We start from the raw sequence: 24,428 nt of genomic DNA on the forward strand, positions 1-24,428 counted from the left end.
TAATTTCGACCTGAACGCGCCGGTTCCGAACAGGAACGGCGCAGACGGATCAACCGGCCGGCCTCTTGGCCGTCGACCCAAGACGGATGCCTATGAACCCGAATTTTCTTGATTTCGAACAGCCTATCGCTGACTTGCAGGCCAAAATCGAAGAACTGCGCTTGGTGGGTAACGACAACTCGCTGAACATCGGCGACGAGATCTCCCGGCTGCAAGACAAGAGCAAGACGCTCACCGAAAGCATCTTCGGCAACCTGACCAGCTGGCAGATCGCGCGCATGGCGCGCCATCCGCGTCGTCCTTACACGCTGGACTACATCGAAAACATCTTTACCGAGTTCGATGAGCTGCACGGCGATCGGCATTTCTCCGATGATGCGGCGATCGTCGGCGGTATTGCCCGTCTGGACAACCAGCCAGTCATGGTCATCGGCCATCAGAAAGGCCGGGACGTGCGCGAGAAGGTTCGCCGCAACTTCGGCATGCCGCGCCCCGAAGGCTATCGCAAGGCCTGCCGTCTGATGGAAATGGCCGAGCGCTTCAAGATGCCGATCCTGACCTTTATCGATACGCCGGGCGCCTATCCGGGTATCGACGCGGAAGAGCGCAACCAGAGCGAAGCGATTGCCTGGAACCTGCGCGTGATGGCCCGTCTCAAGACGCCGATCATCGCTACCGTCATCGGTGAAGGCGGTTCTGGTGGTGCGCTGGCGATTGGCGTCTGTGACCAGTTGAACATGCTGCAGTACTCGACTTACGCGGTGATCTCTCCGGAAGGCTGCGCGTCGATCCTTTGGAAAACCGCCGAGAAGGCTCCGGATGCTGCTGAAGCTATGGGCATCACCGCTGACCGCCTGAAAGGTCTGGGTATCGTCGACAAGGTCATCGCCGAGCCACTGGGTGGCGCGCATCGTGATCCGGTCGCTGCCGCTGCCTTGATTCGCGAAGAGCTGAGCAATCAGCTGGCGATGCTCAAGGAGTTCGATAACGACGAGCTGCTGGCGCGCCGTTATGACCGCTTGATGAGCTACGGTCTGTAAGCTGCGTCGCCCCGATTGTTTCCACGTCTTGCGGGCTTCTGCCCGAAAGGCGTGGGAGCGAACCTGTTCGCGAAAGGGCGGGTTTGAGCACTGAAGCCGTTAGTGTGCGAACCCGCCAGGTCGGTGAAAAACATCCATGACCACCCCCTCACGCACCGGTCATGATCTTTCTGCCAGGCTTCTTCAAGTCCTGGCCCCATGGCGTAATGCGCCTGTCTGGCATGTCGGTTTCTCCGGCGGCCTCGACTCAACCGTGCTTTTGCATCTTCTGGCTGAACTCGCCAGTCGCGAAACCCTGCCTGCGCTCAACGCCATCCATGTGCACCACGGTCTGCAGACTGCTGCCGATTGCTGGCCAGAGCATTGTCAGCAGGTCTGCAAGACGCTCGGGGTGGCATTCGAGTCTGTTCGCGTTCAGGTCGAGTACGCTGCAAGTCTCGAGCAGGCTGCCCGGCAGGCGCGTTACAGCGCCTTCAGTGGGCGGCTGGGTGAGGGCGAGGTGCTGCTGACGGGGCAGCATCGCGATGATCAGGCCGAAACCCTGTTGTTCCGTCTGCTGCGCGGCGCAGGCGTACGCGGTCTGGCTGCCATGCCCGATCAGCGCGTGCTGGGGTGTGGGCATCTGCTGAGGCCGCTACTGGATGTGTCGCGAAAGCAGTTGGAAGACTACGCGCATCGGCACGGCCTGAACTGGATCGAAGATCCCAGCAATGACGATCAGCAGTTCTCGCGCAATTTTTTGCGCAGTCAGGTATTGCCGTTGCTGACCTCCAGATGGCCGCAGGCAGCGGCCAGTCTGGCGCGTACTGCGCGCCACCTCGGCGAAGCGCAGCAATTGCTCGACGAGCTCGCGCTGCAGGATATTGCCAACGCGCAGGCTGCAACGTCGTTCACTTGGGTTGGCCTGCCGGTGTTGAGTCTTGGGCCGATTGCCGCATTGTCCGCAGCCCGGCAGCGCAATGCACTGCGTCACTGGCTTGCGCCACTGACGCGCCTGCCGGACACCGATCACTGGGCTGGCTGGGAGGCATTGCGCGATGCGGCGCATGACGCAGGTCCGTTATGGCGGCTTGCTGATGGAACGCTGCACAGGGCGCAGAATTGTATCTGGTGGGTGCCCGCTGACTGGCAGCCGCTCTGTCGTCAGGCAATGGACTGGCCGGACCCTGGTGTGCCGCTGGACTTGCCGGGTAATGGCTGCGTGGTTCTGGAAGGCGAGGCGCCGTCGGGGTGTCTGCAAGTCCGCTATCGGCAGGGTGGTGAAGTGTTACGCCTGAACGGGCGTGGCAGCCGTGATCTCAAGCGCTTGCTCAACGAGCAGTCAGTGCCGGCGTTTCTGCGCGGCAGATTGCCGCTGCTGTACCTCGATAACGTGCTGCTGGCCGTCGCCAACCTGCCTGGACTGGACGGTTCGCCCAATGAAAACTGGCGTTTGCGCTGGGTTACGCCGACCGGCGACCAAAGTTTGAGCTGAAAGGCCCTTTCAGGTAGACTACGCTCCCTTCTTGATACAGCTTCTGTCGGCTCTTTTGAAACGACATGAGTTGCCGGTTACCAACCAGTATTTACTGGGTAATTCTTAAAATGTAGCGCACACCACACGGGCTTCGGCCGGTCGGTTTCAACGCAGCAGTTTCGGGAGTGCACCGTGAATTTTGTCGGTAATCGGGGGCTTCGGCCTTCCTTCGCTATCCCCGGCGGCTCTGACCGCTTTAACGCAGACTTCTAGGGTTTTTCATGACGCGCTACATCTTCGTCACGGGCGGTGTTGTTTCTTCATTGGGGAAAGGCATTGCCTCGGCTTCATTGGCGGCCATCCTGGAGGCGCGGGGACTCAAGGTCACCATGCTCAAACTGGATCCGTACATCAACGTGGACCCGGGCACCATGAGCCCGTTCCAGCACGGTGAGGTATTCGTCACTCACGACGGCGCCGAGACCGACCTGGACCTTGGTCACTATGAGCGGTTCATCCGCACCACCATGACCCAGAACAACAACTTCACGACCGGTCGTGTGTACGAGCACGTCCTGCGCAAAGAGCGCCGTGGTGATTACCTGGGCGCGACCATTCAGGTCATCCCGCACATCACCGATGAAATCAAGCGCCGCATCATCAAGGGTGCTGGCGATGCCGACGTGGCGCTGGTCGAGATCGGCGGCACGGTGGGCGACATCGAGTCGCAACCTTTCCTTGAAGCCATCCGCCAGTTGCGCTTCGAAGTCGGCGCACGCCGCGCGATGCTGATGCACCTGACGCTGGTGCCGTACATCGCCACTGCCGGCGAGACCAAGACCAAGCCGACCCAGCATTCGGTGAAGGAATTGCGCTCCATCGGCCTGCAGCCTGATGTGCTGGTCTGCCGTTCCGACCACCCGATCGACGTTTCTTCGCGTCGCAAGATCGCTCAGTTCACCAACGTCGAAGAGCGTGCGGTCATCGCCCTCGAAGACGCGGACACCATCTACAAGATCCCGGGCATTCTGCATTCGCAAGGCCTGGACGATTTTGTGGTCGAGCGCTTCGGCCTGCAATGTGGTGGTGCCGACCTGTCCGAGTGGGACAAGGTCGTCGACGCCAAGCTCAACCCGGAACACGAAGTGACCATTGCGATGGTCGGCAAGTATATGGAGCTGCTCGACGCCTACAAGTCGTTGATCGAAGCCATGAGCCATGCCGGTATCACCAATCGCACCAAGGTCAACCTGCGTTACATCGACTCTGAAGACATTGAAAACCAGGGCACCGGCCTGCTGGAAGGCGTGGATGCGATCCTGGTTCCCGGTGGCTTCGGTCTGCGCGGCGTCGAAGGTAAGATCACTGCCGTTCAGTTCGCCCGTGAGAACAAGGTTCCGTACCTGGGCATCTGCCTGGGCATGCAGGTCGCGGTCATCGAGTTCGCCCGTAACGTGCTGGGCTGGAAAGACGCCAACTCCACCGAGTTCGATCGCACCAGCGCGCACGCTGTAGTGGGTCTGATCACCGAGTGGGAAGATGCCACCGGCGCAGTCGAAACCCGTACCGAAAGCTCCGATCTGGGCGGCACCATGCGTCTGGGCGCGCAAGAGTGCCAGCTTGAAGCCGGTTCGCTGGTCCACGACTGCTACACCAAGGACGTGATCGTCGAACGTCATCGTCATCGCTATGAAGTGAACAACAACCTGTTGCCGCAACTGATCGAGGCGGGCCTGAAGATTTCCGGCCGCTCCGGCGACGGCGCGCTGGTTGAAGTGGTCGAAGCACCGGATCATCCATGGTTCGTCGCTTGCCAGTTCCACCCGGAATTCACCTCCACACCCCGTGACGGTCATCCGCTGTTCAGCGGCTTCGTCAAGGCGGCACTGGCTCAACATCAGAAAAATTCCTGACAGGGACTGCAGACATGGCTCAGAAAATCATCCGCGTAGGTTCGATCGAGATCGCCAACGACAAGCCAATGGTGCTGTTCGGCGGCATGAACGTACTCGAATCCCGGGATATGGCCATGCAGGTCTGTGAAGAATACGTAAAGGTCACCGAAAAGCTCGGTATCCCTTACGTGTTCAAGGCCAGCTTCGACAAGGCCAACCGCTCTTCGGTGAACTCCTACCGTGGGCCGGGCCTTGAAGAAGGCATGCGTATTTTCGAAGAGATCAAGCGCACCTTCAACGTGCCGCTGATCACCGATGTTCACGAGCCGCATCAGGCCGCCGTGGTGGCTGAAGTCTGCGACATCATTCAGTTGCCGGCTTTCCTGTCGCGGCAGACCGATCTGGTCGTCGCGATGGCGAAAACCGGCGCAGTCATCAACATCAAGAAAGCCCAGTTCCTTGCACCCCAGGAAATGAAACACATCCTGACCAAGTGCGAAGAGGCCGGTAACGATCAGTTGATTCTCTGTGAGCGTGGCTCCAGCTTCGGTTACAACAATCTGGTCGTGGACATGCTTGGCTTCGGCATCATGAAGCAGTTCGAGTATCCGATTCTGTTCGACGTGACCCACGCCCTGCAGATGCCGGGCGGTCGTTCCGATTCTGCCGGCGGGCGCCGCGCTCAGGTGCTGGATCTGGCGAAGGCCGGTATCAGTCAGAATCTGGCCGGCCTGTTCCTTGAAGCCCATCCGGATCCTGATAACGCCAAATGCGACGGGCCATGTGCCCTGCGTCTGGACAAGCTCGAGCCGTTCCTGGCCCAGCTCAAGTCCCTGGATGAACTTGTAAAGAGTTTTCCGATCGTAGAGACCGCTTGAACAGGGTTCTCCGGTAAAGTGCCGTTCCCCGTCATTCGTGACGGGGTTGTCGCATTCAGACCTGCCTTTTTCTGCGTCTGATTGCGAGCATTGTTTCCCCAGCTGCGTCGTTTTCGTCAATCTTGGAGTGTTTACAACAATGGCAAAAATCGTCGACATCAAAGGTCGTGAAGTTCTCGACTCCCGTGGCAATCCCACCGTAGAAGCAGATGTGCTCCTCGATAACGGCATCATCGGCAGCGCCTGTGCGCCGTCCGGGGCCTCAACCGGCTCGCGCGAAGCGCTGGAGCTGCGTGATGGCGACAAGAGCCGTTACATGGGCAAGGGCGTTCTGAAAGCTGTGGCCAACATCAATGGCCCTATCCGTGACCTGCTGCTGGGCAAGGACCCGGTTGACCAGAAGGCGCTGGATCACGCGATGATCGAGCTGGACGGCACCGAAAACAAGGCAAGCCTGGGCGCAAACGCCATCCTCGCGGTCTCCCTGGCAGCTGCCAAGGCCGCCGCACAGGATCAGGACCTGCCGCTGTACGCGCACATCGCCAACCTCAATGGCACACCGGGCGTGTATTCCATGCCGGTGCCGATGATGAACATCATCAACGGTGGCGAGCATGCCGATAACAATATCGACATCCAGGAATTCATGATCCAGCCTGTCGGCGCCAAATCCTTCGCTGAAGGCCTGCGCTGGGGCACCGAGATTTTCCATCACCTCAAGGCTGTACTCAAAGCGCGTGGCCTGAACACCGCAGTGGGTGACGAAGGTGGCTTCGCGCCCAACCTGGCGTCCAACAAGGAAGCGCTCGACGCTATCGCCGAGGCGGTTGCCAATGCGGGTTACACGCTGGGCACCGACGTGACCCTGGCGCTGGACTGCGCAGCGAGCGAGTTCTACAAGAACGGCAAGTACAAGCTGAGCGAAGAGGGCGAATACAGCTCTGCCGAGTTCGCCGAATACCTTGCCGAGCTGACTCGCAAGCACCCGATCATTTCCATCGAAGACGGTCTGGACGAGTCCGATTGGGATGGCTGGAAAATCCTCACCGACAAGATCGGCGAGAAAACCCAGCTGGTAGGTGACGACCTGTTCGTGACCAACACCAAGATCCTCAAGGAAGGCATCGACAAGAAGATCGCCAACTCGATCCTGATCAAGTTCAACCAGATCGGTACGCTGACCGAAACCCTGGAAGCCATTCAGATGGCCAAGGCTGCCGGTTACACGGCAATCATCTCTCACCGTTCCGGCGAGACCGAAGATTCGACCATTGCTGACCTGGCTGTGGGCACCTCTGCTGGTCAGATCAAAACCGGTTCGCTGTGCCGCTCCGACCGCGTGTCCAAGTACAACCAATTGCTGCGCATCGAGGAGCAATTGGGCTCCAAGGCTGTGTATCGTGGTCGTGCCGAGTTTCGCGGCTGAGCCATAGATGGTAAAAAGACGCAGAGTGCTGCACGGATTCGGGTTCCCTGACTCGCCTGTGTAGCTCCGATGCTGACGCTCCGCGGTAATCTGGAGTGATTGAGCCTGGCTTATGTCAGGCTCAATGCCCTCAGTCGTTTGTTGTTCACGTTGGCTCTGCTGTCTTTTTTACTGGGTACCTGATATTTCAATGCGCAGTCCTAACTGGTTGTTCCTCGTCCTGCTCCTGTTGCTGGCTGGCTTGCAGTACCGCCTTTGGGTCGGTAACGGAAGCCTCGCGCAAGTGGCCAGCCTGACTCAGCAGATTGCCGACCAGCACGCTGAAAATCAGGTGCTGCTCGAGCGCAACCGCGTGCTCGATGCCGAGGTCATGGAGTTGAAAAAGGGTCTGGAAACCGTCGAAGAGCGTGCCCGACATGAATTGGGCATGGTCAAGGACGGCGAAACCCTTTACCAGCTCGCGCAATAATCAAGTTGGTGCGATGAAAGACTTTCTTCCTGCCTTCTGGGCAGTGATACCTGCAGCGGGCATTGGTGCTCGCATGGCAGCCGACCGTCCCAAGCAGTACCTGCCACTGGGCGGCCTGACAATTCTGGAACACAGCCTGCTTTGCTTTCTCGATCACCCCCGGCTCAAGGGGCTGGTGATCAGTCTGGCTGTGGACGACCCTTACTGGGCTGCATTGCCCTGCGCGCATGACACTCGCATTCAGCGCGTGGACGGCGGCATCGAGCGCTCAGGCTCGGTGCTCAATGCGCTTCTGCACCTGCATGCGCAGGGCGCCAGTGACAATGACTGGGTGCTGGTTCATGACGCTGCGCGTCCGAACCTGGCGCGCAGTGATCTGGACAATCTGCTCGGCGAACTGGCCGATGATCCTGTTGGCGGCCTGCTGGCCGTGCCGGCCCGCGATACGCTCAAGCGTGCCGACAGCAGCGGTCGTGTGCTGGAAACAGTGGATCGCAGCCTGATCTGGCAAGCCTTCACGCCGCAGATGTTTCGTCTTGGGGCCCTGCATCGCGCCCTGGCGGACAGCCTGGTCTCTAACGTCAGCATCACCGATGAGGCATCGGCCATCGAGTGGGCGGGGCAATCTCCACGCCTGATCGAGGGACGCTCAGACAACATCAAGGTCACGCGCCCGGAAGACCTGGAATGGCTGCGCCAGCGCCGCAGCGAGTTCGGGCGCTAGGCCCCGCTACTGGCGGTACTCATCCCTCATCGCCAAGCCTTCCTTGAGATAATCCACCAGCTTGCGCACCTTGGGTGACAGGTGCCTTTGCTGCGGATAGAGCCCCCACACGGCCGTGTTGGGCGGTTGATGCGCCTCCAGCAATGAGATCAGCGTGCCGTCGTTGAGATGTTTCTGCACGTAGTAATCCGGCAACTGACACAAACCCACGCCATGCAACGCGGCATCCAGCACGGCCTGGCCGCTGTTACAGCGCCAGTTGCCTTGCACGCGCTGTGAAAATTCACGCCCGTTCTGCTGGAGCTGCCAGGTATCGCTGCCTCCGATCAGGCAATTATGGCGATTGAGTTCCGAAAGGCTGTGCGGCCTGCCGTAACGCTCGATGTAGGACGGCGAGGCGCACAGGTACATCTGCCGTGGCGCAAGGCGGGTTGCGACCAGGCGCGAATCCTGTAACCGGCCAAGACGAATCGCCAGGTCCATGCCTTCATGAACCAGGTCCAGCGTTTCATTGCTCAGCTCGATATCGACCCGCAGGTGCGGGTACAGGTCCATGAAGCGTGTGACCAGCGGCGTGATGAAGCGCTCGCCATAGGCCACGGCGCAGGTCATGCGCAACAACCCCTTCGGTTCGCTGGCCAGATCGCCCACCGCGCGCAGTGCTTCTTCGCGGCCGTCCTGCAGGCGCTGGCAGTGATGCAGAAAGGTCTGACCGGCTTCGGTGAGCGCGACCTTGCGGGTACTGCGGTAGAGCAGACGAGTCTGCAGGCGTTCTTCAAGGCGCACGATCTGACGGCTGACATGCGACGAGGAGACCCCGAGCCGCAGAGCCGCGGCGGTGAACTGCCCGCATTCCGCGACGGCAACGAACTCATCCAGACCTTCCCAACGATTGGTGTACATCAATTATCCCTGTACAGCATTAATGTTTTGCTTTTAGCCGTATTACTCGTCAATTGGCACTGTACTACACTGCAATCCTTGTTTTTACCCGTCGGAGAAGATTGATGATCAAGTCGCGCGCTGCTGTCGCTTTTGAAGCCAAAAAGCCATTGGAGATCGTTGAAGTCGATGTGGCCATGCCCAAGGCGGGAGAAGTGCTGCTCAGAGTAGTGGCCTCCGGCGTCTGCCACACCGATGCCTACACACTGTCCGGGGCTGACCCTGAAGGGATCTTTCCATCGATCCTCGGCCACGAAGGTGGTGCGATTGTCGAGGCGGTGGGTGAGGGCGTGACCTCGGTGGTGGTCGGCGATCACGTGATTCCGCTGTACACCCCGGAATGCCGTCAGTGCAAGTTCTGCCGCTCGGGCAAGACCAACCTGTGCCAGGCGATTCGTACCACTCAGGGTAAAGGCCTGATGCCCGATGGTACTACGCGTTTTTCCTACAAGGGCGAGCCAATTTTCCACTACATGGGCACCTCGACCTTCTCCGAATACACCGTACTGCCGGAAATCTCGGTGGCCAAAATCGACAAGCAGGCACCGCTGGAAAAAGTCTGCCTGCTGGGTTGCGGTGTCACCACCGGTATCGGTGCGGTGCTCAACACCGCCAAGGTCAAGCCTGGCGATACCGTAGCCATCTTCGGTCTGGGCGGTATTGGCCTCTCTGCATTGATCGGTGCGGTCAAAGCCAAGGCGGCTCGCATCATCGCCATCGACATCAACCCTGCCAAGTTCGAGATCGCCAAACAGCTGGGCGCGACTGATTGCGTCAATCCGAAGGATTTCGACCGTCCGATCCAGGAAGTCATCGTCGACATGACCGATGGCGGCGTCGACTTCTCGTTTGAGTGCATCGGTAATGTGCAACTGATGCGTGCAGCGCTGGAATCCTGCCACAAGGGCTGGGGCGAGTCGGTCATCATCGGCGTGGCCGGTGCCGGTCAGGAAATCGCTACCCGTCCGTTCCAGCTGGTGACCGGGCGCGTCTGGCGCGGTTCGGCGTTTGGCGGCGTGCGTGGCCGTACCGAATTGCCGAGCTATGTGGACATGGCGCAGACCGGTGAAATCCCGCTGGATACGTTCATCACCCACACCATGGGCCTGGAAGACATCAACAAGGCGTTCGACCTGATGCATGAAGGCAAAAGCATCCGCACGGTCATTCATTTTTAAGGAGCAGCAGCAAGCTGTCAGCTCCAAGCGGCAAGCACGAAGGTCTCTTACATGCTTGTAGCTTGCGGCTTGAGGCTTGTAGCTAGAGGACACGATATGCCTTTGGAAAATATTTCCTGCCAAAAGAGCTTCGGCGGCTGGCACAAGCGCTACAAGCACCATTCTCAGGTGCTCGGTTGTGACATGGTGTTTGCCGTCTATCTGCCGCCACAGGCGGAGCAGGGCGGCAAGCTGCCGGTGTTGTACTGGCTGTCCGGCCTGACCTGCACGGATGAAAACTTCATGCAGAAAGCCGCCGCCCATCGACTGGCGGCCGAGCTGGGCATCATCATCGTAGCGCCTGATACCAGTCCGCGCGGTGCTGACGTGGCAGATGACCCTGACGGCGCCTGGGACTTCGGTCAAGGCGCGGGCTTCTACCTCAACGCCACCGAGCAGCCTTACGCGCGGCATTACCAAATGCATGATTACGTGGTCAAGGAACTGCCGGCGCTGATCGAGGGGCATTTCCCGGCGTCACAGGTGCGCAGCATCAGCGGGCACTCGATGGGCGGTCACGGCGCGCTGGTCTGCGCATTGCGCAATCCAGGTCGCTATCGGTCGGTATCCGCGTTCTCGCCGATCAGTAATCCGATCGATTGCCCGTGGGGGCAAAAGGCATTTTCCCGTTATCTGGGCGAAGACCGTTCTCGCTGGCGCGAGTGGGATGCCAGCGTGCTGATTGCGCAGGCGTCCGAAAAGCTGCCGACCCTGGTCGATCAGGGCGATCGTGATGATTTTCTGGTCAACCAGCTCAAACCCGAGGTGCTGGTTCAGGCGGCCAAGACTGCGGACTACCCGCTGACCCTGCGCATGCAGCCAGGTTACGACCACAGCTATTTCTTCATCGCCAGCTTCATCGAAGACCATCTCAGGCATCACGCAGCAGCCTTGAACAGCTAACGCGCGCCAAAGCAGGTAGAATCACGCCCTGACTTTTTTCAGGGCGTTTTTTTATGCGTATTGGCCATGGCTTTGATGTGCACCGTTTCGCTGAAGGCGACTTCATTACCTTGGGCGGCGTGCGGATTGCACACGGGTTCGGTCTGCTGGCCCATTCCGATGGCGATGTCCTGCTGCATGCCTTGAGCGACGCGCTTCTGGGTGCCGCAGCGCTGGGCGATATCGGCAAGCACTTTCCCGACACGGATCCGCAGTTCAAGGGCGCCGACAGTCGCGTGCTGCTGCGTCATGTCCTTACGTTGATTCATGGCAAAGGCTGGCAGGTCGGTAATGTCGACGCCACCATCGTCGCTCAGGCACCGAAAATGGCGCCGCACATCGATGCCATGCGTGCATTGATCGCTGCAGACCTTCAGGTTGAGCTGGACCAGGTCAACGTCAAGGCCACGACGACTGAAAAGCTTGGCTTTACCGGGCGTGAAGAAGGCATCGCGGTGCATGCCGTTGCATTGTTGCTGCGCGCATGAATGAACGTGAACTGCTGGGCCCGCGAGCTTACGGCGAGGCATTGGGGCGTGCAGTCCTCAAAGCGACTGCCGAAGACTTTCAGGTCGACGAAGTGCTGGACATTCCGCTTTCCGGGGATGGCGAGCACTTGTGGCTATGGGTCGAGAAACGCGGTCTGAACACGGAAGAGGCGGCCCGCCGACTGGCCAGGGCTGCGGGCGTCCAACTGCGCACAGTCAGCTATGCCGGGCTCAAGGATCGTCAGGCACTGACCCGCCAGTGGTTCAGCATTCAATTGCCTGGCAAGGCCGATCCTGACCTGTCCGCTGCGCAGGACGACACGCTGCAGATTCTCAAGAGCGGCCGCCACAAACGCAAACTGCAACGCGGCGCCCATGCGGCCAATGGCTTCACGCTGCGTCTGACCCAGCTGGATGCAGACAAGGGCGCCTTGAATCAGCGTCTTGAAACCATCGCTCGGCAGGGCATTCCCAATTATTTCGGCACGCAGCGTTTCGGTTATCAGGGCGGAAATCTTGGCGAGGCACGCGATTACGCCGCCCGCAAGGCGCTGCCTGAGCAACGCGCGGTGCGTTCGCGACTGTTGTCCACGGCGCGCAGTTACCTGTTCAATCGGGTGCTGGCCGCTCGGGTTGTCGATGGCAGCTGGCAGAAGGCTCAGGTCGGTGATTTGCTCGCGTTCACCGACAGCCGCAGCTTTTTCCCGGCCGGGGTGGATGAATGCAGCGATCCTCGTCTGGCGATCCTCGATCTGCACCCCACCGGACCTCAATGGGGTGAAGGCCCTTCGCCAGCTGGCGGTGCGACGGCAGCGCTGGAAAATACCGTTGCCGACGACGAATCTGTATTGCGTGACTGGCTGGTCAGAGCGGGCATGGAGCACGAACGTCGCATCCTGCGACTGCCCATTGGGCGGCTGACGTGGCATTATCCCGAGTCTGACATTCTGCAACTGGAATTCGTCCTTCCGCCCGGATGTTTCGCGACCGTTTTGGTCCGCGAACTCATCGATCTGGTGCCGGTTGGGCAGACGGACAGCTCATGCGTATTCTGATATCAAATGATGACGGGGTGAATGCGCCCGGTCTTGTCGCGCTCCATGCGGCGTTGGCGAACTACGCCGACTGCGTGGTGATTGCGCCTGATCAGGACAAAAGTGGTGCCAGCAGTTCTCTGACACTCGACCGGCCCTTGCATCCGCACACCCTGGAAAATGGCTTCATCAGTGTCAACGGTACGCCCACCGACTGCGTGCATCTGGGCATTCACGGGCTACTGGAACGTCAACCGGACATGGTGGTTTCAGGCATCAACCTGGGGGCCAATCTGGGCGACGATGTACTGTATTCCGGAACGGTCGCTGCAGCCCTTGAAGGGCGTTTTCTGCAGCGCCCGTCGTTTGCCTTTTCGTTTCTGTCACGTCAGCCGGATAATCTGGCGACGGCGGCGCATTACGCGCGCTTGCTGGTCGAGGCCCATGAGCAACTCGACCTGCCACCCCGCACGGTATTGAACGTGAATATTCCCAACCTGCCGCTCGAGCATATCCGCGGCATTCAATTGACCCGATTGGGGCATCGTGCCCGCGCTGCGGCACCGATCAGAGTCGTCGATCCGCGTGGCCGCGCCGGCTACTGGATCGCTGCTGCAGGCGACGTCGAGGACGGCGGTGCCGGGACCGACTTTCATGCGGTCGTACAAGGCTACGTATCGATCACGCCGTTGCAGCTGGATAGAACCTATCAGGACGGATTCAGCAGCCTGAACACTTGGCTGGAGGGACTTCGTTGATGTCACGCGAGCAGGATGATCTATTGCGTCGAGGGATCGGAATGACGTCGCAGCGTACCCGCGAGCGTCTGATTCAACGCCTCTGCGAAGAGGGCATTTCCAACCAGCGGGTACTGGACGTCATTCGCAAGACGCCCAGGCATCTGTTTGTCGATGAAGCGCTGGCGCATCGCGCCTACGAAGACACCGCATTGCCCATCGGCCACAACCAGACTATTTCCCAGCCTTACATGGTCGCGCGGATGAGCGAGTTGCTGTTGGCAGCCGGGCCGCTGGACAAGGTCATGGAGATCGGTACAGGGTCCGGCTATCAGACTGCTGTGCTGGCGCAGCTGGTAGAACGAGTGTTTTCGGTAGAGCGCATCAAGGTGCTTCAGGATCGCGCCAAGGAGCGTCTGGTCGAGCTCAATCTGCGCAACGTGGTGTTCCGTTGGGGTGACGGTTGGGAAGGCTGGCCTGCACTGGCGCCGTATAACGGCATCATCGTTACGGCGGTGGCCACCGATGTGCCGCAGGCATTGCTCGATCAACTGGCACCGGGAGGCCGATTGGTCATCCCCGTGGGCTCGGGAGAGGTTCAGCAGTTGATGCTGATCATTCGTGAAGAAAACGGTTTTTCCCGACATGTGCTGGGGGCTGTGCGCTTCGTGCCACTGCTCAATGGACCCATCGCTTGAAGATTGTCTGCGGTAAACAATGAATTCTGGCGTCAGTCATCGGTCTACAGCGCGCGGCCACAAATGTTAAATGGCCTGATGGCATCATTTCCATGCAGCTGATTGATACTTAACAGCGTTTTTCAGCGGATATCACTGGCTGCCCGTCGCTATTACGGCACAATAGGCATCTTTTTTGAATTCAGTCACCAGTAAAGGGAGTGGCGGGTGAGTCTCACAGTCATTCAGCAGCTCAGGTCTTCAAGAAGTTATCAGCGTCTGGTGATTGGCATTGCTCTCAGTGTCCTTTTGGTCGGCTGCTCCAGCTCGCCTTCAGGCGGCGTTCGCGTCGTTGATCGCAACGGCAACGCCGTGGCCCAGCGCCCGACAGTGACCACTGGCCAATATGTGGTCAGGCGCGGCGATACGCTTTTTTCCATTGCATTTCGATACGGCTGGGACTGGAAGGCGCTGGCTGCACGCAACCAGATCCCGGAGCCGTTTACCATCAAGCCAGGTCAGACAATTCGCTTTGACGGGCGCTCCTCTTCAACGCCGAGCGTGGCTTCAACGTCGGGCGCCGGGCGTCCAGTGACGTCCACATCGACCACCACCAGCAGCTCCGGATCCGTCAAAACCACGGTCATGTCCAAACCTGTTGCGGTTGTACCTGTGGTTATACCGCCGTCGGCGACCACCGGGACAGGCCCGGCCGGCAAGTCTCCGACGGGTTGGACCTGGCCTTCGAGTGGCATTTTGATAGGAAAATTTTCCTCAAACGGCAGTTTGAATAAAGGAATTGATATCGCTGGTGATTTGGGACAGCCTGTTTTGGCAGCGTCTGATGGTTCAGTTGTTTACGCCGGAAGTGGATTACGGGGCTACGGCGAATTGATCATCATCAAACACAGCGATACCTACGTCAGTGCCTACGGTCATAACCGCAGGCTTTTGGTACGGGAAGGACAACAGGTCAAGGCAGGGCAGACGATTGCCGAAATGGGGTCAACAGGAACTGACCGGGTGAAACTGCATTTTGAGATTCGCCGCCAAGGGAAACCCGTAGATCCGTTAGGATTCTTGCCACGTCGTTGATAGTTGTCAGCCTGTTCCTGGCGTAGTAGGAACAGGCTCAAGCGTTGCCATGGAATCAGGCGATGCTGGAGCTTGAGGTCGAACTCACCAAAGGACTAAAACAATGGCTCTTGGCAACGAAGCGCCGGAGTTTGACATCGATGATGAAGTGCTCCTTATGGAAGCCGGCATTGTCCTGAAGGAAGCGTCAAACGAGAAGCAGCCAGCCGCTGTCTCGGGACGTACCAAGGTCAAGCATTCAACATCGCTCAAACAACACAAGTACATTGACTACACGCGGGCGCTCGACGCTACCCAGCTGTACCTCAATGAAATCGGTTTTTCTCCTCTATTGTCCCCGGAAGAAGAAGTTCATTTTGCGCGCCTGTCGCAAAGTGGAGACCCGGCCGGGCGCAAACGCATGATTGAAAGCAATCTGCGGCTGGTAGTGAAAATTGCCAGACGCTATGTCAATCGTGGGCTGTCATTGCTTGATCTGATCGAGGAGGGCAACCTGGGGTTGATCAGGGCGGTCGAGAAGTTCGACCCGGAGCGCGGCTTTCGTTTCTCTACCTACGCCACCTGGTGGATTCGTCAGACCATCGAACGCGCTATCATGAATCAGACACGGACCATCCGACTGCCGATTCATGTGGTCAAGGAGCTGAACGTTTACCTGCGTGCGGCCAGAGAGCTGACCCAGAAGCTGGATCACGAACCTTCTCCTGAAGAGATCGCCAACCTGCTGGAAAAACCGGTAGGCGAGGTCAAGCGCATGCTGGGCCTCAACGAGCGTGTCTCGTCAGTGGACGTTTCGCTAGGACCGGATTCGGACAAGACGCTGCTTGATACGTTGACCGACGACCGTCCGACAGACCCCTGTGAGCTGCTGCAGGACGACGATCTCTCACAGAGCATCGATCAATGGTTGTCTGAACTGACCGAGAAGCAGCGCGAGGTAGTGATTCGCCGCTTTGGCTTGCGCGGGCATGAAAGCAGCACGCTTGAAGATGTAGGGCTTGAAATCGGTCTGACGCGTGAGCGTGTAAGGCAGATTCAGGTCGAAGGACTCAAGCGCCTGCGCGAGATCCTCGAGAAAAACGGTCTGTCCAGCGAGTCTCTCTTCCAGTAGTACCCTTCCTCAGCATCCATCCAGGGCCGATATAACACAGTGCGTGTATATCGGCCTTTTTATATGTCTTTCGTCATCTCAACGTTGCTGAGCACTCTGCCAGCCAACGCAGTTCTGCTTGGACGGCAGCGGCATGCTTGTACTCAGAGAGCTCAAAGCCTGTAAGTCATTGCGCACGCTTGCTGTAAGTCATTCAGGTAACCGGAGTGAGGCTTGTCGCCAATTCATCGGTTTTTTTATCGCAAGATATTGTTTTAGAATGGATTTTAATTCTGAAAGGCAATTGTCCAGGAAATATTCTGGAGCGTTTCGGGTGTTGCTCTCCAGCGTGATATCTCTAATATCGGAGCTGTGCCAACGGACCGGCACAGGCTATCAAGGATGACGACCAAGGACATCGCGGGATGCGATTCATCAGGATGATGACAAGGGAATACAGGGATCAAGGAAAAATGTGGGCGGTTCATACCGCCCCTTTTTTTGTCTGCAGAAAAGCGTATCCAACAAAAAAGGCCCTCTTGGGGGCCTTTTGTCTGCGTGGAATCTAGCGTTCCAGTTCAGCGATCTTGCCGGTTTTGCCATCCCACTCTGCCGCATCCGGCATAGCGTCTTTCTTTTCGGTGATGTTGGGCCAGACTTCGGCAAGCTCGGCATTGAGCTCGATGAAGTTTTCCATGCCGGCAGGGATCTCATCTTCCGAGTAAATGGCTACGGCAGGGCACTCTGGCTCGCAGAGCGCGCAGTCGATGCACTCGTCCGGGTGGATCACCAGGAAATTCGGGCCTTCGTAAAAGCAGTCCACCGGACAGACTTCTACGCAGTCGGTGTACTTGCACTTGATGCAGTTGTCGGTGACGACGAAGGTCATTTCTAATTTTCTCCTCAGGCGGCTGCGGCAGAGCCCTTCCAGACAGGGGTGCAAGGTTCGGGAGGTTTCCCGGCCCTATGAAAACACGTGCTTTTGGTGGGTGGCCTTGAGGCAGTAAGACTGCGTCGTCTACTACCTGTCCCTGCTACCTACCGTCGGTTCGCTGCATTTTCACGCGGCTCGAAAAACGCCTCGACCAGGCTAAAAGCCGAGAGCGTCCCAAACCGCGCGGGATTCTAACAGTATGTAACGCTTCGCGTCACAGGCGAGTTTGCAATGTGTATAGCAAATCCAGCGCCTGCCGCGGGGTCATATCGTCGACCTTGACCTTCGACAGCTCGTCGAGCACCGGGTGCGGCAGACTTGCGAACATATCGCTCTGTTGCGGGACTGCGGGCTTGCCGGGTTTGGCGCGCGGCTGCTCGTGCGGCAGGCTGGTGGTTTCCAGACGCTGCAAATGCTCCTTGGCGCGGCTGATGACCTTGCCCGGCACGCCGGCCAGTTGCGCCACGGCCAGACCGTAGCTCTGGCTCGCAGGCCCTGGCAGGACGCGGTGCAGGAACACGATGCGCTCATTATGCTCGGTGGCGTTGAGGTGCACGTTGGTCACCAGCGGCTCGCTTTCCGGCAACACCGTCAGTTCGAAATAGTGCGTGGCGAACAGTGTGTAGGCGCGCAGTTGTGCGAGGCACTCAGCCGCCGCCCAGGCCAGCGAAAGGCCGTCGAAAGTACTGGTGCCGCGCCCGACTTCGTCCATCAGCACCAGACTTTTATCGGTCGCGTTGTGCAGAATGTTTGCCGTTTCGCTCATTTCCACCATGAATGTCGAGCGTCCGCCCGCCAGGTCGTCGCTGGAGCCGATGCGGGTGAAGATCCGGTCGACCAGCGACAGTTCGCAGCTGGCAGCGGGGACGAAGCTGCCGATATGGGCCAGCAGCACGATCAGCGCCGTCTGACGCATATAAGTCGATTTACCGCCCATGTTCGGGCCGGTGATGACCAGCATGCGCGTGCTGTCGTCCAGCGCCAGGTCGTTGGCAACGAAAGGCGTACTCAGCACCTGTTCCACGACCGGATGGCGGCCCTGCTCGATGCGCATGCAAGGTTCGGCGACAAAGCGTGGGCAATTGAGGTCCAGGTTCAGCGCGCGCTCCGCAAGGTTGCTCAGCACGTCCAGTTCGGCCAGCGCCGCCGCTGTGTCCTGAAGCGGCGCAAGATGACCGATCAGGTCTTCGAGCAGTGTTTCGTAGAGCATCTTTTCCCGAGCCAGCGCGCGGCTCTTGGCCGACAACGCCTTGTCTTCGAACTCCTTGAGCTCGGGTGTGATAAAGCGTTCGGCACCCTTCAGGGTCTGGCGGCGTATGTAATCAGCCGGCGCCTGCTCGGCCTGCTTGCTTGGCAGCTCGATAAAATAGCCATGCACGCGGTTGTAGCCAACTTTCAGGTTGCCGAGGCCGGTGCGGGCTTTTTCGCGGGCTTCCAGGTCGATCAGGAACTGACCGGCGTTTTCACTCAGCGACTGCAGATCATCCAGTTCAGCGTCGTAGCCGGTCTTCAAGACACCGCCGTCACGGATGACCGCAGGCGGATTGTCGATGATCGCGCGCTGCAGCAGGTCGGCCAGCTCGGGATAGGTGCTGGCAGTCTGCGCAAGTTGCTGCAGGTGCGGCGCGTCCAGATCGGTCATCGCCTGTTGCAGTTCGGGCAGGGCGCTCAGGGCGTCGCGCAGGCGGGCGAGGTCACGTGGCCGCGCGTTACGCAGGCCGATACGCGCCAGAATCCGCTCGATGTCGCCGATTTCCTTGAGCTGTGGTTGCAGGTTTTCGAAGCGATAGCGTTCCAGAAAGCAGGTGATTGACGTCTGGCGTGCCTGAAGGATGGTCAGGTCGCGCAATGGCCGGTTCAGCCAGCGGGTCAGCAACCGTGTCCCCATTGCGGTCTGGCAGCGGTCCATCACCGATTGCAGGGTGTTGTCACGGCCCCCGGACAGGTTGGTGTCCAGTTCCAGGTTACGGCGACTGGCTGCATCGAGGATCACGGTATCGTCGAGACGTTCGTGACGCAGGCTGCGTAAATGGGGCAGGGCGGTGCGCTGGGTTTCCTTGGCATAGCTGAGCAGGCAGCCGGCAGCACCGATGGCCAGTGTCAGGTTTTCGCAACCGAAACCCTTGAGGTCCTGGGTTGCAAACTGCTGACACAGACTTTTATGGGCTGAGTCGCGCTCGAAATCCCAGGGCGCGCGACGTCGAGAACCGCGGCGCTTCTCGGCAGGCAGACCTTGTGGCCAGTCATCCGGAATCAGCAACTCGACCGGGTTGATGCGCTCGAGCTCGGCCAGCAGGTTCTCCCAGCCCTTGATCTCCAGCACACTGAAGTTGCCACTGGTGATATCCAATACCGCCAGGCCGAACAGGCGTTCGTCACCCAGCACGGCGGCGATCAGGTTATCGCGGCGCTCGTCGAGCAGGGCCTCATCGCTGATGGTCCCTGGCGTGATGATCCGTACCACCTGACGATCCACCGGCCCCTTGCTGGTGGCGGGGTCGCCGATCTGCTCGCAGATCACCACCGATTCGCCCAGTTTCACCAGCTTGGCCAGATAACCCTCGGCTGCGTGGTAGGGAATCCCGCACATGGGAATGCTCTGACCTGCCGACTGGCCGCGTGCGGTCAGGGTTATGTCCAGCAGCTTGGCGGCTTTCTTCGCGTCTTCGTAGAAGATCTCGTAGAAATCGCCCATGCGATAAAACATCAGTTGATCCAGGTGCTGGTTTTTGAGTTTCCAGTACTGCTGCATCATCGGAGTGTGTGCGGAGAGGTCGGAAATTGCTTTATTCATCAGTGGCTTAGGCAAGTTCTTGAGAGGAGTGAGGCAACCTTGAGACGCGACGGGTGGCCCTTGTCTGAAGCAAGGGGCGTCTGCCGGGTATGTGCGATGGCGGCAAGGTTATCACGCTCGACCGGGTGGTGCAGTGACAGCGTGGCTTCCCGCGTATTGGTGACTGGGCGTTTCCAGACAGCCATGCATCTCGATTTGCCGTATAGACTTTCATCGCTGCCACTCGATCACCGGGCGGTAACTTATAAAAAAGGACTTTTATATGAAGAACAAAAGAGCAAGGGATTCTGTCAGCGGGCGCTTCATCCCTTTGGAAGAAGCCAGAAAAAGGCCGAGAGAAACCACGGTGGAAACGGTCAAAAAGCCCGGGCGCAGGAAAAATGACAAGTAAAGCAGCATGCTCAGCCCTGTTGCGCGGCAGGTGCGCCGCCTCAGGATTCACCTTTACAGGCTTTCCAGCATGAATGATTACACCGTGAATGAGATAACCGGGCTTGCCGATACGCTTGGCAGGCTTCTGGGTGCAATGAACGCGCAGGTGACTACTGCCGAATCCTGTACGGGGGGCGGAATCGCTGAAGCGATCACGCGCATTGCCGGCAGCTCGGCGTGGTTCGAAGCGGGCTACGTGACCTATTCGAATGCCCAGAAGACCCGCCAGCTGGGAGTGCCCGAGATGTTGTTCGAACAGGTCGGGGCGGTCAGCCAGGCGGTTGTCGAAGCTATGGTGCGAGGCGCACAGCGTGAAAGTGGTGCACGATTCGCCGTTGCGGTCAGCGGTGTCGCAGGGCCCGGCGGCGGTTCGCCGGACAAACCGGTCGGTACCGTGTGGCTGTGCTGGGGCAAGGATGATGCGCTGATCGCCCGGCGTTGCCACTTCGATGGCGACCGTGATCAGGTCCGTCGACAGACGGTTGAAGCCGCGCTGCACGGGCTGATACAGCTTGCACGCGGAGAAATGCCAAAACAGGGGTAGGCGCGCGCTCACTGCTGTGGAATAATACTGTCTACTTATACAGGTGTTGTGGCCATCAAGGCCCTAATTGAATTTGATTACGTGAGGACTTCAATGGACGACAACAAGAAGAAAGCCTTGGCTGCGGCCTTGGGTCAGATCGAGCGTCAGTTCGGTAAAGGTGCCGTGATGCGCATGGGCGATCATGATCGCCAGGCGATTCCTGCCATCTCCACCGGTTCGCTGGGTCTGGATATCGCTCTCGGTATTGGTGGTCTGCCGAAAGGCCGAATCGTGGAAATCTACGGTCCTGAGTCTTCCGGTAAAACCACGCTGACACTGTCGGTCATCGCTCAGGCCCAGAAAATGGGTGCTACCTGCGCCTTTGTCGACGCCGAGCACGCACTGGATCCGGAATACGCCGGCAAGCTGGGCGTCAACGTCGACGACCTGCTGGTTTCGCAGCCGGACACCGGTGAGCAGGCGCTGGAAATCACCGACATGCTGGTGCGTTCCAATGCCATTGACGTGATCGTAGTCGACTCCGTTGCTGCGCTGGTGCCCAAGGCAGAGATCGAAGGCGAAATGGGTGACATGCACGTGGGTCTGCAGGCGCGTCTGATGTCGCAGGCGCTGCGCAAGATCACCGGCAACATCAAGAACGCCAACTGCCTGGTGATCTTCATCAACCAGATCCGCATGAAGATCGGCGTGATGTTCGGCAGCCCTGAAACCACCACCGGTGGTAACGCGCTGAAATTCTACGCTTCGGTACGTCTGGACATCCGCCGTACAGGCGCGGTCAAGGAAGGCGATGAAGTTGTCGGCAGCGAAACCCGCGTCAAGGTTGTGAAGAACAAGGTAGCTCCGCCGTTCCGTCAGGCCGAGTTCCAGATTCTTTACGGTAAGGGTATCTACCTGAACGGTGAAATCGTCGATCTGGCTGTTCTGCATGGTTTTGTCGAGAAGTCCGGCGCCTGGTACAGCTACCAGGGCAGCAAGATTGGTCAGGGTAAGGCCAACTCGGCCAAGTTCCTGGCAGATAACCCGGAAATCTGTAAAGCGCTCGAGAAGCAGATCCGCGACAAGCTGCTGACCCCTGGCGTCGATACCAAGGCTGTCGGCTCCCGTGAAGCAGTGGCTGCCGATGATATGTCTGAAGCAGATGTCGATATCTGATAGCCATGCCTGCCGTGCTCGATACACCCGTCGCCGTCAGGCGCACTGCAATGGACCTGCTCGCACGTCGCGAGCACGGTCGAGTCGAGCTGACGCGTAAACTGCGTCAGCGCGGCGCTCCCCCCGAGCTTATCGATGCAGCCCTTGATCGTCTGGTCGAGGAAGGTCTGCTCTCTGAATCCCGTTACCTCGAAAGCTTCGTTTCTTACCGGGCACGTTCGGGCTACGGTCCCGTTCGTATTCGCGAAGAGCTTGGTCAGCGTGGCTTGCAACGTGCCGACATTGAGCAGGCTCTAAGGGAGTGCGGCGTTGATTGGCAGGAGAAGCTTCACGAGCTCTGGCAGCGCAAGTTTGCCGGTGCTTTGCCTGTCGATGCGCGCGAGCGAGCCAAGCAGGGGCGTTTTCTGAGTTATCGCGGCTATCCGCTGGAAATGATCGGCCGCTTGTTAAGCGGCCGTGGCGGAGATGACTGATATATCCGGGGGCTTACTGTGGCGTCCGGTTCCGAGCTGCGTCCCTTATCGCTGAAGCGTCTTCCCAGTTTTCCTGTTTATTGATGTAATCCACCAGTTCCCGAAGTCTGCCCTGATTGCGCCCTGTGAAGGTGAACGCCAGTCGTGTCAGGTGACTGAATTGCGCTTCATCGTGCTCTTCGCCCTGATAACTGTGCTGATGAAAGTTTTCATTGATGCACAGGTCAGCGAACGCTTCCTGCATGTGCTCCAGGGCCTGTTCGTTCAGCGCATGATGCATACGGATCACGAACTTGTTTTTCAACCAGCGGCTGGAATGGAAGTTGGCGTAAAACCGGTTGATCTCTTCCACCGCTTCGTCGGCGCTGTAAACCAGCCTCATCAGCTTCATGTCGGCTGGCAGAATGTAGTGATTGTCCTGCAACTGATGCTTGATGAAGTTCAGCGCACCTTGCCAGAAACTCCCGCCAGGCGTATCCAGCAATACAACAGGCACCAATGGGCTTTTGCCGGTTTGTATCAGCGTCAGCACTTCCAGGGCTTCATCCAGAGTTCCGAACCCGCCTGGGCATAGCACCAGCGCGTCGGCTTCCTTGACGAAGAACAGCTTGCGCGTGAAGAAGAAGTGGAAGGGCAGCAGGTTTTCGCTGCCTTCTACCGTCGGGTTGGCGTGCTGTTCGAAAGGCAGGGTAATGTTGAACCCGAGGCTGTGTTTCAAGCCTGCACCGGCATGGGCTGCCGCCATGATGCCGCCGCCTGCGCCGGTGATGACCATCATGTCGGCGCGGGCCAGTTTTTCACCCAGCTCTGTGGCTTGTGCGTACAGCGGATGTTCCATTGGTGTACGGGCGGAGCCGAACACAGTGACTTTGCGGCGGCCCTTGAAGCGCTCAAGCACCCGAAAGGCTTTGTCCAGTTCGCGCAGGGTTTGCAGCGTTATCTTGACGTCCCAGCGGTTGCGGTCATCCTGGGCCATGCGCAGCACCGTGAGCATCATGTCGCGGTACAGCGGCAGGTTTTTCGTGCCCGGAGCCACCTCATTGATGTGCTCTTCAATCTTGCTGGTCAGGTCGAGACCGTCGCTTTGAAAGTGTCGGGATAGAAGATCGTCAGGTACATACGGCATTCGGGATTTTTCCTCCTGCAGGATCAATGGCCCAGTGGGGCGTGTTGAACCGATGATGTCCCGGTTTGCAGAGAAAGGCTACCCATTGCCTGTTCATTGCCAGGGTGGATTAGTTGCAGGATGTCTTGAGTATTGATCGACTGACGCGCCTGAGGGACAGGCGCGCGGGGGGCGGCTACATGTCGGGCGTGGCTTATTGCTTGGGCTTTACAGTGCAGTCGGAAGCCTGAAAGGTCTGCGTCACAACCGGGCGGTTGGTCTTGTACTCGGTGAACTGATACTTGAGTACGGCCCCCTTGGTCATCAACTGGCGGAAACCATTGTTGTGGCAAACGCTATTACCCAACTGGTTGCGCATCACGTCCGGATTGGCGCGCATCTGCTGAGCCTGGCCTTCACGAACGCTCAGGTGGTTGATCAACTGGTTGCCGCTGACGGTATAGCCCTGATCGAGGATGTCTTCGTTGATCGCTCGCGGCGTGCCGACACTGCTTTCCTTAGCGACTTTTTCCAGCATCTTGCTGAGTTCGAACTCCTGTTTCGACGCCGCTTGGGCGCACAGTGGAGCAACGAGCAAAAGCGTAAGGGTGGGTACGATAAGGCGCAGCATTAAACTCTCCTGATTAAGTCACTGGCCGTTGGACCAGCGACTTCAAAGTGCGTTCCGGGCAGCCCGCCGATAGCGCGGGGTGCTGTGGCGCAGCAGTATAGAGCAGGAGCCTTGATCGGGCCTAGGCTCTGTGCGAAAAGAGGCCTCGGTACCGAAAGCGCGTTGAAGTGCCGGGCCTCTGATAAACTGCGCGGACTTTAATCCTGCCGAGTCTTTGTGGTGTCGATGTCTTTCCCCCGCAGGCGTG

Annotated in this window: 24 protein-coding genes; 19 read left to right on the forward strand and 5 right to left on the reverse strand. The window is 58.7% G+C overall.

The window, feature by feature from the left end; genetic code table 11:
- The first annotated feature begins 92 nt into the window (after nt 1-92).
- The 7 genes from accA to ispD all read left to right on the forward strand — a co-directional run bounded on the left by accA (nt 93) and on the right by ispD (nt 7,888).
- Nucleotides 93-1,040: an acetyl-CoA carboxylase carboxyl transferase subunit alpha gene (gene accA / locus V476_RS18505; RefSeq protein ID WP_024960252.1), complete on the forward strand. Its 948-nt coding sequence runs from the start codon at nt 93-95 to the stop codon at nt 1,038-1,040.
- A 136-nt stretch (nt 1,041-1,176) separates the two neighbouring features.
- Nucleotides 1,177-2,514, forward strand: coding sequence for a tRNA lysidine(34) synthetase TilS (tilS, locus tag V476_RS18510; protein WP_024960251.1), 1,338 nt, complete (start codon nt 1,177-1,179; stop codon nt 2,512-2,514).
- Nucleotides 2,515-2,777: 263 nt separating this feature from the next.
- Nucleotides 2,778-4,409: a CTP synthase gene (gene pyrG / locus V476_RS18515; RefSeq protein WP_003364819.1), complete on the forward strand. Its 1,632-nt coding sequence runs from the start codon at nt 2,778-2,780 to the stop codon at nt 4,407-4,409.
- Nucleotides 4,410-4,423: 14 nt separating this feature from the next.
- Nucleotides 4,424-5,269, forward strand: a complete 846-nt coding sequence (gene kdsA / locus V476_RS18520) for a 3-deoxy-8-phosphooctulonate synthase (RefSeq protein ID WP_003314314.1) — start codon at nt 4,424-4,426, stop codon at nt 5,267-5,269.
- 139 nt (nt 5,270-5,408) lie between these two features.
- Complete coding sequence (gene eno, locus V476_RS18525; RefSeq protein WP_003339565.1) at nt 5,409-6,695, forward strand: phosphopyruvate hydratase; 1,287 nt, start codon at nt 5,409-5,411, stop codon at nt 6,693-6,695.
- Between the two features lie 190 nt (nt 6,696-6,885).
- Nucleotides 6,886-7,164: a cell division protein FtsB gene (gene ftsB, locus V476_RS18530; RefSeq protein ID WP_003314315.1), complete on the forward strand. Its 279-nt coding sequence runs from the start codon at nt 6,886-6,888 to the stop codon at nt 7,162-7,164.
- A gap of 13 nt (nt 7,165-7,177) precedes the next feature.
- Complete coding sequence (gene ispD / locus V476_RS18535) at nt 7,178-7,888, forward strand: 2-C-methyl-D-erythritol 4-phosphate cytidylyltransferase (RefSeq protein ID WP_024650257.1); 711 nt, start codon at nt 7,178-7,180, stop codon at nt 7,886-7,888.
- A 6-nt stretch (nt 7,889-7,894) separates the two neighbouring features.
- Here ispD and V476_RS18540 read toward each other — a convergent pair whose 3' ends face one another.
- A complete protein-coding gene (locus tag V476_RS18540) occupies nt 7,895-8,791 on the reverse strand; it encodes a LysR family transcriptional regulator (RefSeq protein WP_024960250.1) in 897 nt (298 codons plus the stop codon).
- Between the two features lie 104 nt (nt 8,792-8,895).
- Here V476_RS18540 and V476_RS18545 point away from each other — a divergent pair, with 104 nt between their 5' ends.
- The 8 genes from V476_RS18545 (at nt 8,896) to rpoS (ending at nt 16,131) form a co-directional block, all read left to right on the forward strand.
- Nucleotides 8,896-10,008 (forward strand): S-(hydroxymethyl)glutathione dehydrogenase/class III alcohol dehydrogenase, encoded by a 1,113-nt coding sequence (locus V476_RS18545; RefSeq protein ID WP_003339560.1) that lies wholly within the window; start codon nt 8,896-8,898, stop codon nt 10,006-10,008.
- 96 nt (nt 10,009-10,104) lie between these two features.
- The gene (gene fghA, locus V476_RS18550) at nt 10,105-10,950 is read left to right on the forward strand and encodes an S-formylglutathione hydrolase (RefSeq protein WP_003339558.1); all 846 of its coding nucleotides are present in this window, start codon (nt 10,105-10,107) and stop codon (nt 10,948-10,950) included.
- A gap of 53 nt (nt 10,951-11,003) precedes the next feature.
- The gene (gene ispF, locus V476_RS18555; RefSeq protein ID WP_024960249.1) at nt 11,004-11,477 is read left to right on the forward strand and encodes a 2-C-methyl-D-erythritol 2,4-cyclodiphosphate synthase; all 474 of its coding nucleotides are present in this window, start codon (nt 11,004-11,006) and stop codon (nt 11,475-11,477) included.
- A complete protein-coding gene (gene truD, locus V476_RS18560; RefSeq protein WP_024960248.1) occupies nt 11,474-12,532 on the forward strand; it encodes a tRNA pseudouridine(13) synthase TruD in 1,059 nt (352 codons plus the stop codon). The genes ispF and truD overlap by 4 nt, the downstream gene beginning before the upstream one ends.
- The gene (gene surE / locus V476_RS18565; protein ID WP_003314323.1) at nt 12,520-13,269 is read left to right on the forward strand and encodes a 5'/3'-nucleotidase SurE; all 750 of its coding nucleotides are present in this window, start codon (nt 12,520-12,522) and stop codon (nt 13,267-13,269) included. Before truD ends, surE begins: the two co-directional genes overlap by 13 nt.
- A 41-nt stretch (nt 13,270-13,310) precedes the next feature.
- Nucleotides 13,311-13,946 (forward strand): protein-L-isoaspartate(D-aspartate) O-methyltransferase, encoded by a 636-nt coding sequence (locus tag V476_RS18570; RefSeq protein ID WP_002554702.1) that lies wholly within the window; start codon nt 13,311-13,313, stop codon nt 13,944-13,946.
- A 207-nt stretch (nt 13,947-14,153) separates the two neighbouring features.
- Entirely contained in the window at nt 14,154-15,020 is an 867-nt protein-coding gene (locus V476_RS18575; RefSeq protein ID WP_003391034.1) for a peptidoglycan DD-metalloendopeptidase family protein, read from the forward strand.
- Nucleotides 15,021-15,123: 103 nt separating this feature from the next.
- On the forward strand, nt 15,124-16,131 hold the full coding sequence (rpoS, locus tag V476_RS18580; protein WP_003314325.1) for an RNA polymerase sigma factor RpoS: 1,008 nt from the start codon (nt 15,124-15,126) through the stop codon (nt 16,129-16,131).
- A gap of 544 nt (nt 16,132-16,675) precedes the next feature.
- Here rpoS and fdxA read toward each other — a convergent pair.
- On the reverse strand, nt 16,676-16,999 hold the full coding sequence (gene fdxA / locus V476_RS18585; protein WP_003339547.1) for a ferredoxin FdxA: 324 nt from the start codon (nt 16,997-16,999) through the stop codon (nt 16,676-16,678).
- 259 nt (nt 17,000-17,258) lie between these two features.
- Nucleotides 17,259-19,826 (reverse strand): DNA mismatch repair protein MutS, encoded by a 2,568-nt coding sequence (gene mutS / locus V476_RS18590; RefSeq protein WP_161420914.1) that lies wholly within the window; start codon nt 19,824-19,826, stop codon nt 17,259-17,261.
- Nucleotides 19,827-19,979: 153 nt separating this feature from the next.
- Here mutS and V476_RS28295 point away from each other — a divergent pair, with 153 nt between their 5' ends.
- The 4 genes from V476_RS28295 (at nt 19,980) to recX (ending at nt 22,445) form a co-directional block, all read left to right on the forward strand.
- The gene (locus V476_RS28295) at nt 19,980-20,222 is read left to right on the forward strand and encodes a damage-inducible protein CinA (protein ID WP_154232064.1); all 243 of its coding nucleotides are present in this window, start codon (nt 19,980-19,982) and stop codon (nt 20,220-20,222) included.
- Between the two features lie 91 nt (nt 20,223-20,313).
- On the forward strand, nt 20,314-20,814 hold the full coding sequence (locus V476_RS18595; protein ID WP_024650261.1) for a CinA family protein: 501 nt from the start codon (nt 20,314-20,316) through the stop codon (nt 20,812-20,814).
- Between the two features lie 93 nt (nt 20,815-20,907).
- Nucleotides 20,908-21,972: a recombinase RecA gene (recA, locus tag V476_RS18600; protein WP_002554688.1), complete on the forward strand. Its 1,065-nt coding sequence runs from the start codon at nt 20,908-20,910 to the stop codon at nt 21,970-21,972.
- A gap of 5 nt (nt 21,973-21,977) precedes the next feature.
- Complete coding sequence (recX, locus tag V476_RS18605) at nt 21,978-22,445, forward strand: recombination regulator RecX (protein ID WP_003339537.1); 468 nt, start codon at nt 21,978-21,980, stop codon at nt 22,443-22,445.
- A gap of 13 nt (nt 22,446-22,458) precedes the next feature.
- Here recX and V476_RS18610 read toward each other — a convergent pair whose 3' ends face one another.
- Together V476_RS18610 and V476_RS18615 are read right to left on the reverse strand one after the other, a co-directional pair.
- Nucleotides 22,459-23,571 carry an LOG family protein gene (locus tag V476_RS18610; protein ID WP_024960247.1) on the reverse strand — a complete coding sequence of 371 codons (1,113 nt, stop codon included), beginning with the start codon at nt 23,569-23,571 and terminating at the stop codon, nt 22,459-22,461.
- Nucleotides 23,572-23,764: 193 nt separating this feature from the next.
- Entirely contained in the window at nt 23,765-24,181 is a 417-nt protein-coding gene (locus tag V476_RS18615) for a quorum-sensing-regulated virulence factor family protein (RefSeq protein WP_003314332.1), read from the reverse strand.
- Nucleotides 24,182-24,428 lie beyond the last annotated feature (247 nt).

Origin of the sequence: Pseudomonas syringae KCTC 12500, assembly GCF_000507185.2 — a bacterium.
Taxonomy (GTDB): Bacteria; Pseudomonadota; Gammaproteobacteria; order Pseudomonadales; family Pseudomonadaceae; genus Aquipseudomonas; species Aquipseudomonas syringae.

What these genes read in the sequence shown, in the direction of transcription:
- accA (WP_024960252.1), top strand. Translation starts at nt 93, where the DNA reads ATGAACCCGAATTTTCTTGATTTCGAACAGCCTATCGCTGACTTGCAG.
- tilS (WP_024960251.1), top strand. Translation starts at nt 1,177, where the DNA reads ATGACCACCCCCTCACGCACCGGTCATGATCTTTCTGCCAGGCTTCTT.
- pyrG (WP_003364819.1), top strand. Translation starts at nt 2,778, where the DNA reads ATGACGCGCTACATCTTCGTCACGGGCGGTGTTGTTTCTTCATTGGGG.
- kdsA (WP_003314314.1), top strand. Translation starts at nt 4,424, where the DNA reads ATGGCTCAGAAAATCATCCGCGTAGGTTCGATCGAGATCGCCAACGAC.
- eno (WP_003339565.1), top strand. Translation starts at nt 5,409, where the DNA reads ATGGCAAAAATCGTCGACATCAAAGGTCGTGAAGTTCTCGACTCCCGT.
- ftsB (WP_003314315.1), top strand. Translation starts at nt 6,886, where the DNA reads ATGCGCAGTCCTAACTGGTTGTTCCTCGTCCTGCTCCTGTTGCTGGCT.
- ispD (WP_024650257.1), top strand. Translation starts at nt 7,178, where the DNA reads ATGAAAGACTTTCTTCCTGCCTTCTGGGCAGTGATACCTGCAGCGGGC.
- V476_RS18540 (WP_024960250.1), bottom strand. Translation starts at nt 8,791, where the DNA reads ATGTACACCAATCGTTGGGAAGGTCTGGATGAGTTCGTTGCCGTCGCG.
- V476_RS18545 (WP_003339560.1), top strand. Translation starts at nt 8,896, where the DNA reads ATGATCAAGTCGCGCGCTGCTGTCGCTTTTGAAGCCAAAAAGCCATTG.
- fghA (WP_003339558.1), top strand. Translation starts at nt 10,105, where the DNA reads ATGCCTTTGGAAAATATTTCCTGCCAAAAGAGCTTCGGCGGCTGGCAC.
- ispF (WP_024960249.1), top strand. Translation starts at nt 11,004, where the DNA reads ATGCGTATTGGCCATGGCTTTGATGTGCACCGTTTCGCTGAAGGCGAC.
- truD (WP_024960248.1), top strand. Translation starts at nt 11,474, where the DNA reads ATGAATGAACGTGAACTGCTGGGCCCGCGAGCTTACGGCGAGGCATTG.
- surE (WP_003314323.1), top strand. Translation starts at nt 12,520, where the DNA reads ATGCGTATTCTGATATCAAATGATGACGGGGTGAATGCGCCCGGTCTT.
- V476_RS18570 (WP_002554702.1), top strand. Translation starts at nt 13,311, where the DNA reads ATGACGTCGCAGCGTACCCGCGAGCGTCTGATTCAACGCCTCTGCGAA.
- rpoS (WP_003314325.1), top strand. Translation starts at nt 15,124, where the DNA reads ATGGCTCTTGGCAACGAAGCGCCGGAGTTTGACATCGATGATGAAGTG.
- fdxA (WP_003339547.1), bottom strand. Translation starts at nt 16,999, where the DNA reads ATGACCTTCGTCGTCACCGACAACTGCATCAAGTGCAAGTACACCGAC.
- recA (WP_002554688.1), top strand. Translation starts at nt 20,908, where the DNA reads ATGGACGACAACAAGAAGAAAGCCTTGGCTGCGGCCTTGGGTCAGATC.
- recX (WP_003339537.1), top strand. Translation starts at nt 21,978, where the DNA reads ATGCCTGCCGTGCTCGATACACCCGTCGCCGTCAGGCGCACTGCAATG.
- V476_RS18610 (WP_024960247.1), bottom strand. Translation starts at nt 23,571, where the DNA reads ATGCCGTATGTACCTGACGATCTTCTATCCCGACACTTTCAAAGCGAC.
- V476_RS18615 (WP_003314332.1), bottom strand. Translation starts at nt 24,181, where the DNA reads ATGCTGCGCCTTATCGTACCCACCCTTACGCTTTTGCTCGTTGCTCCA.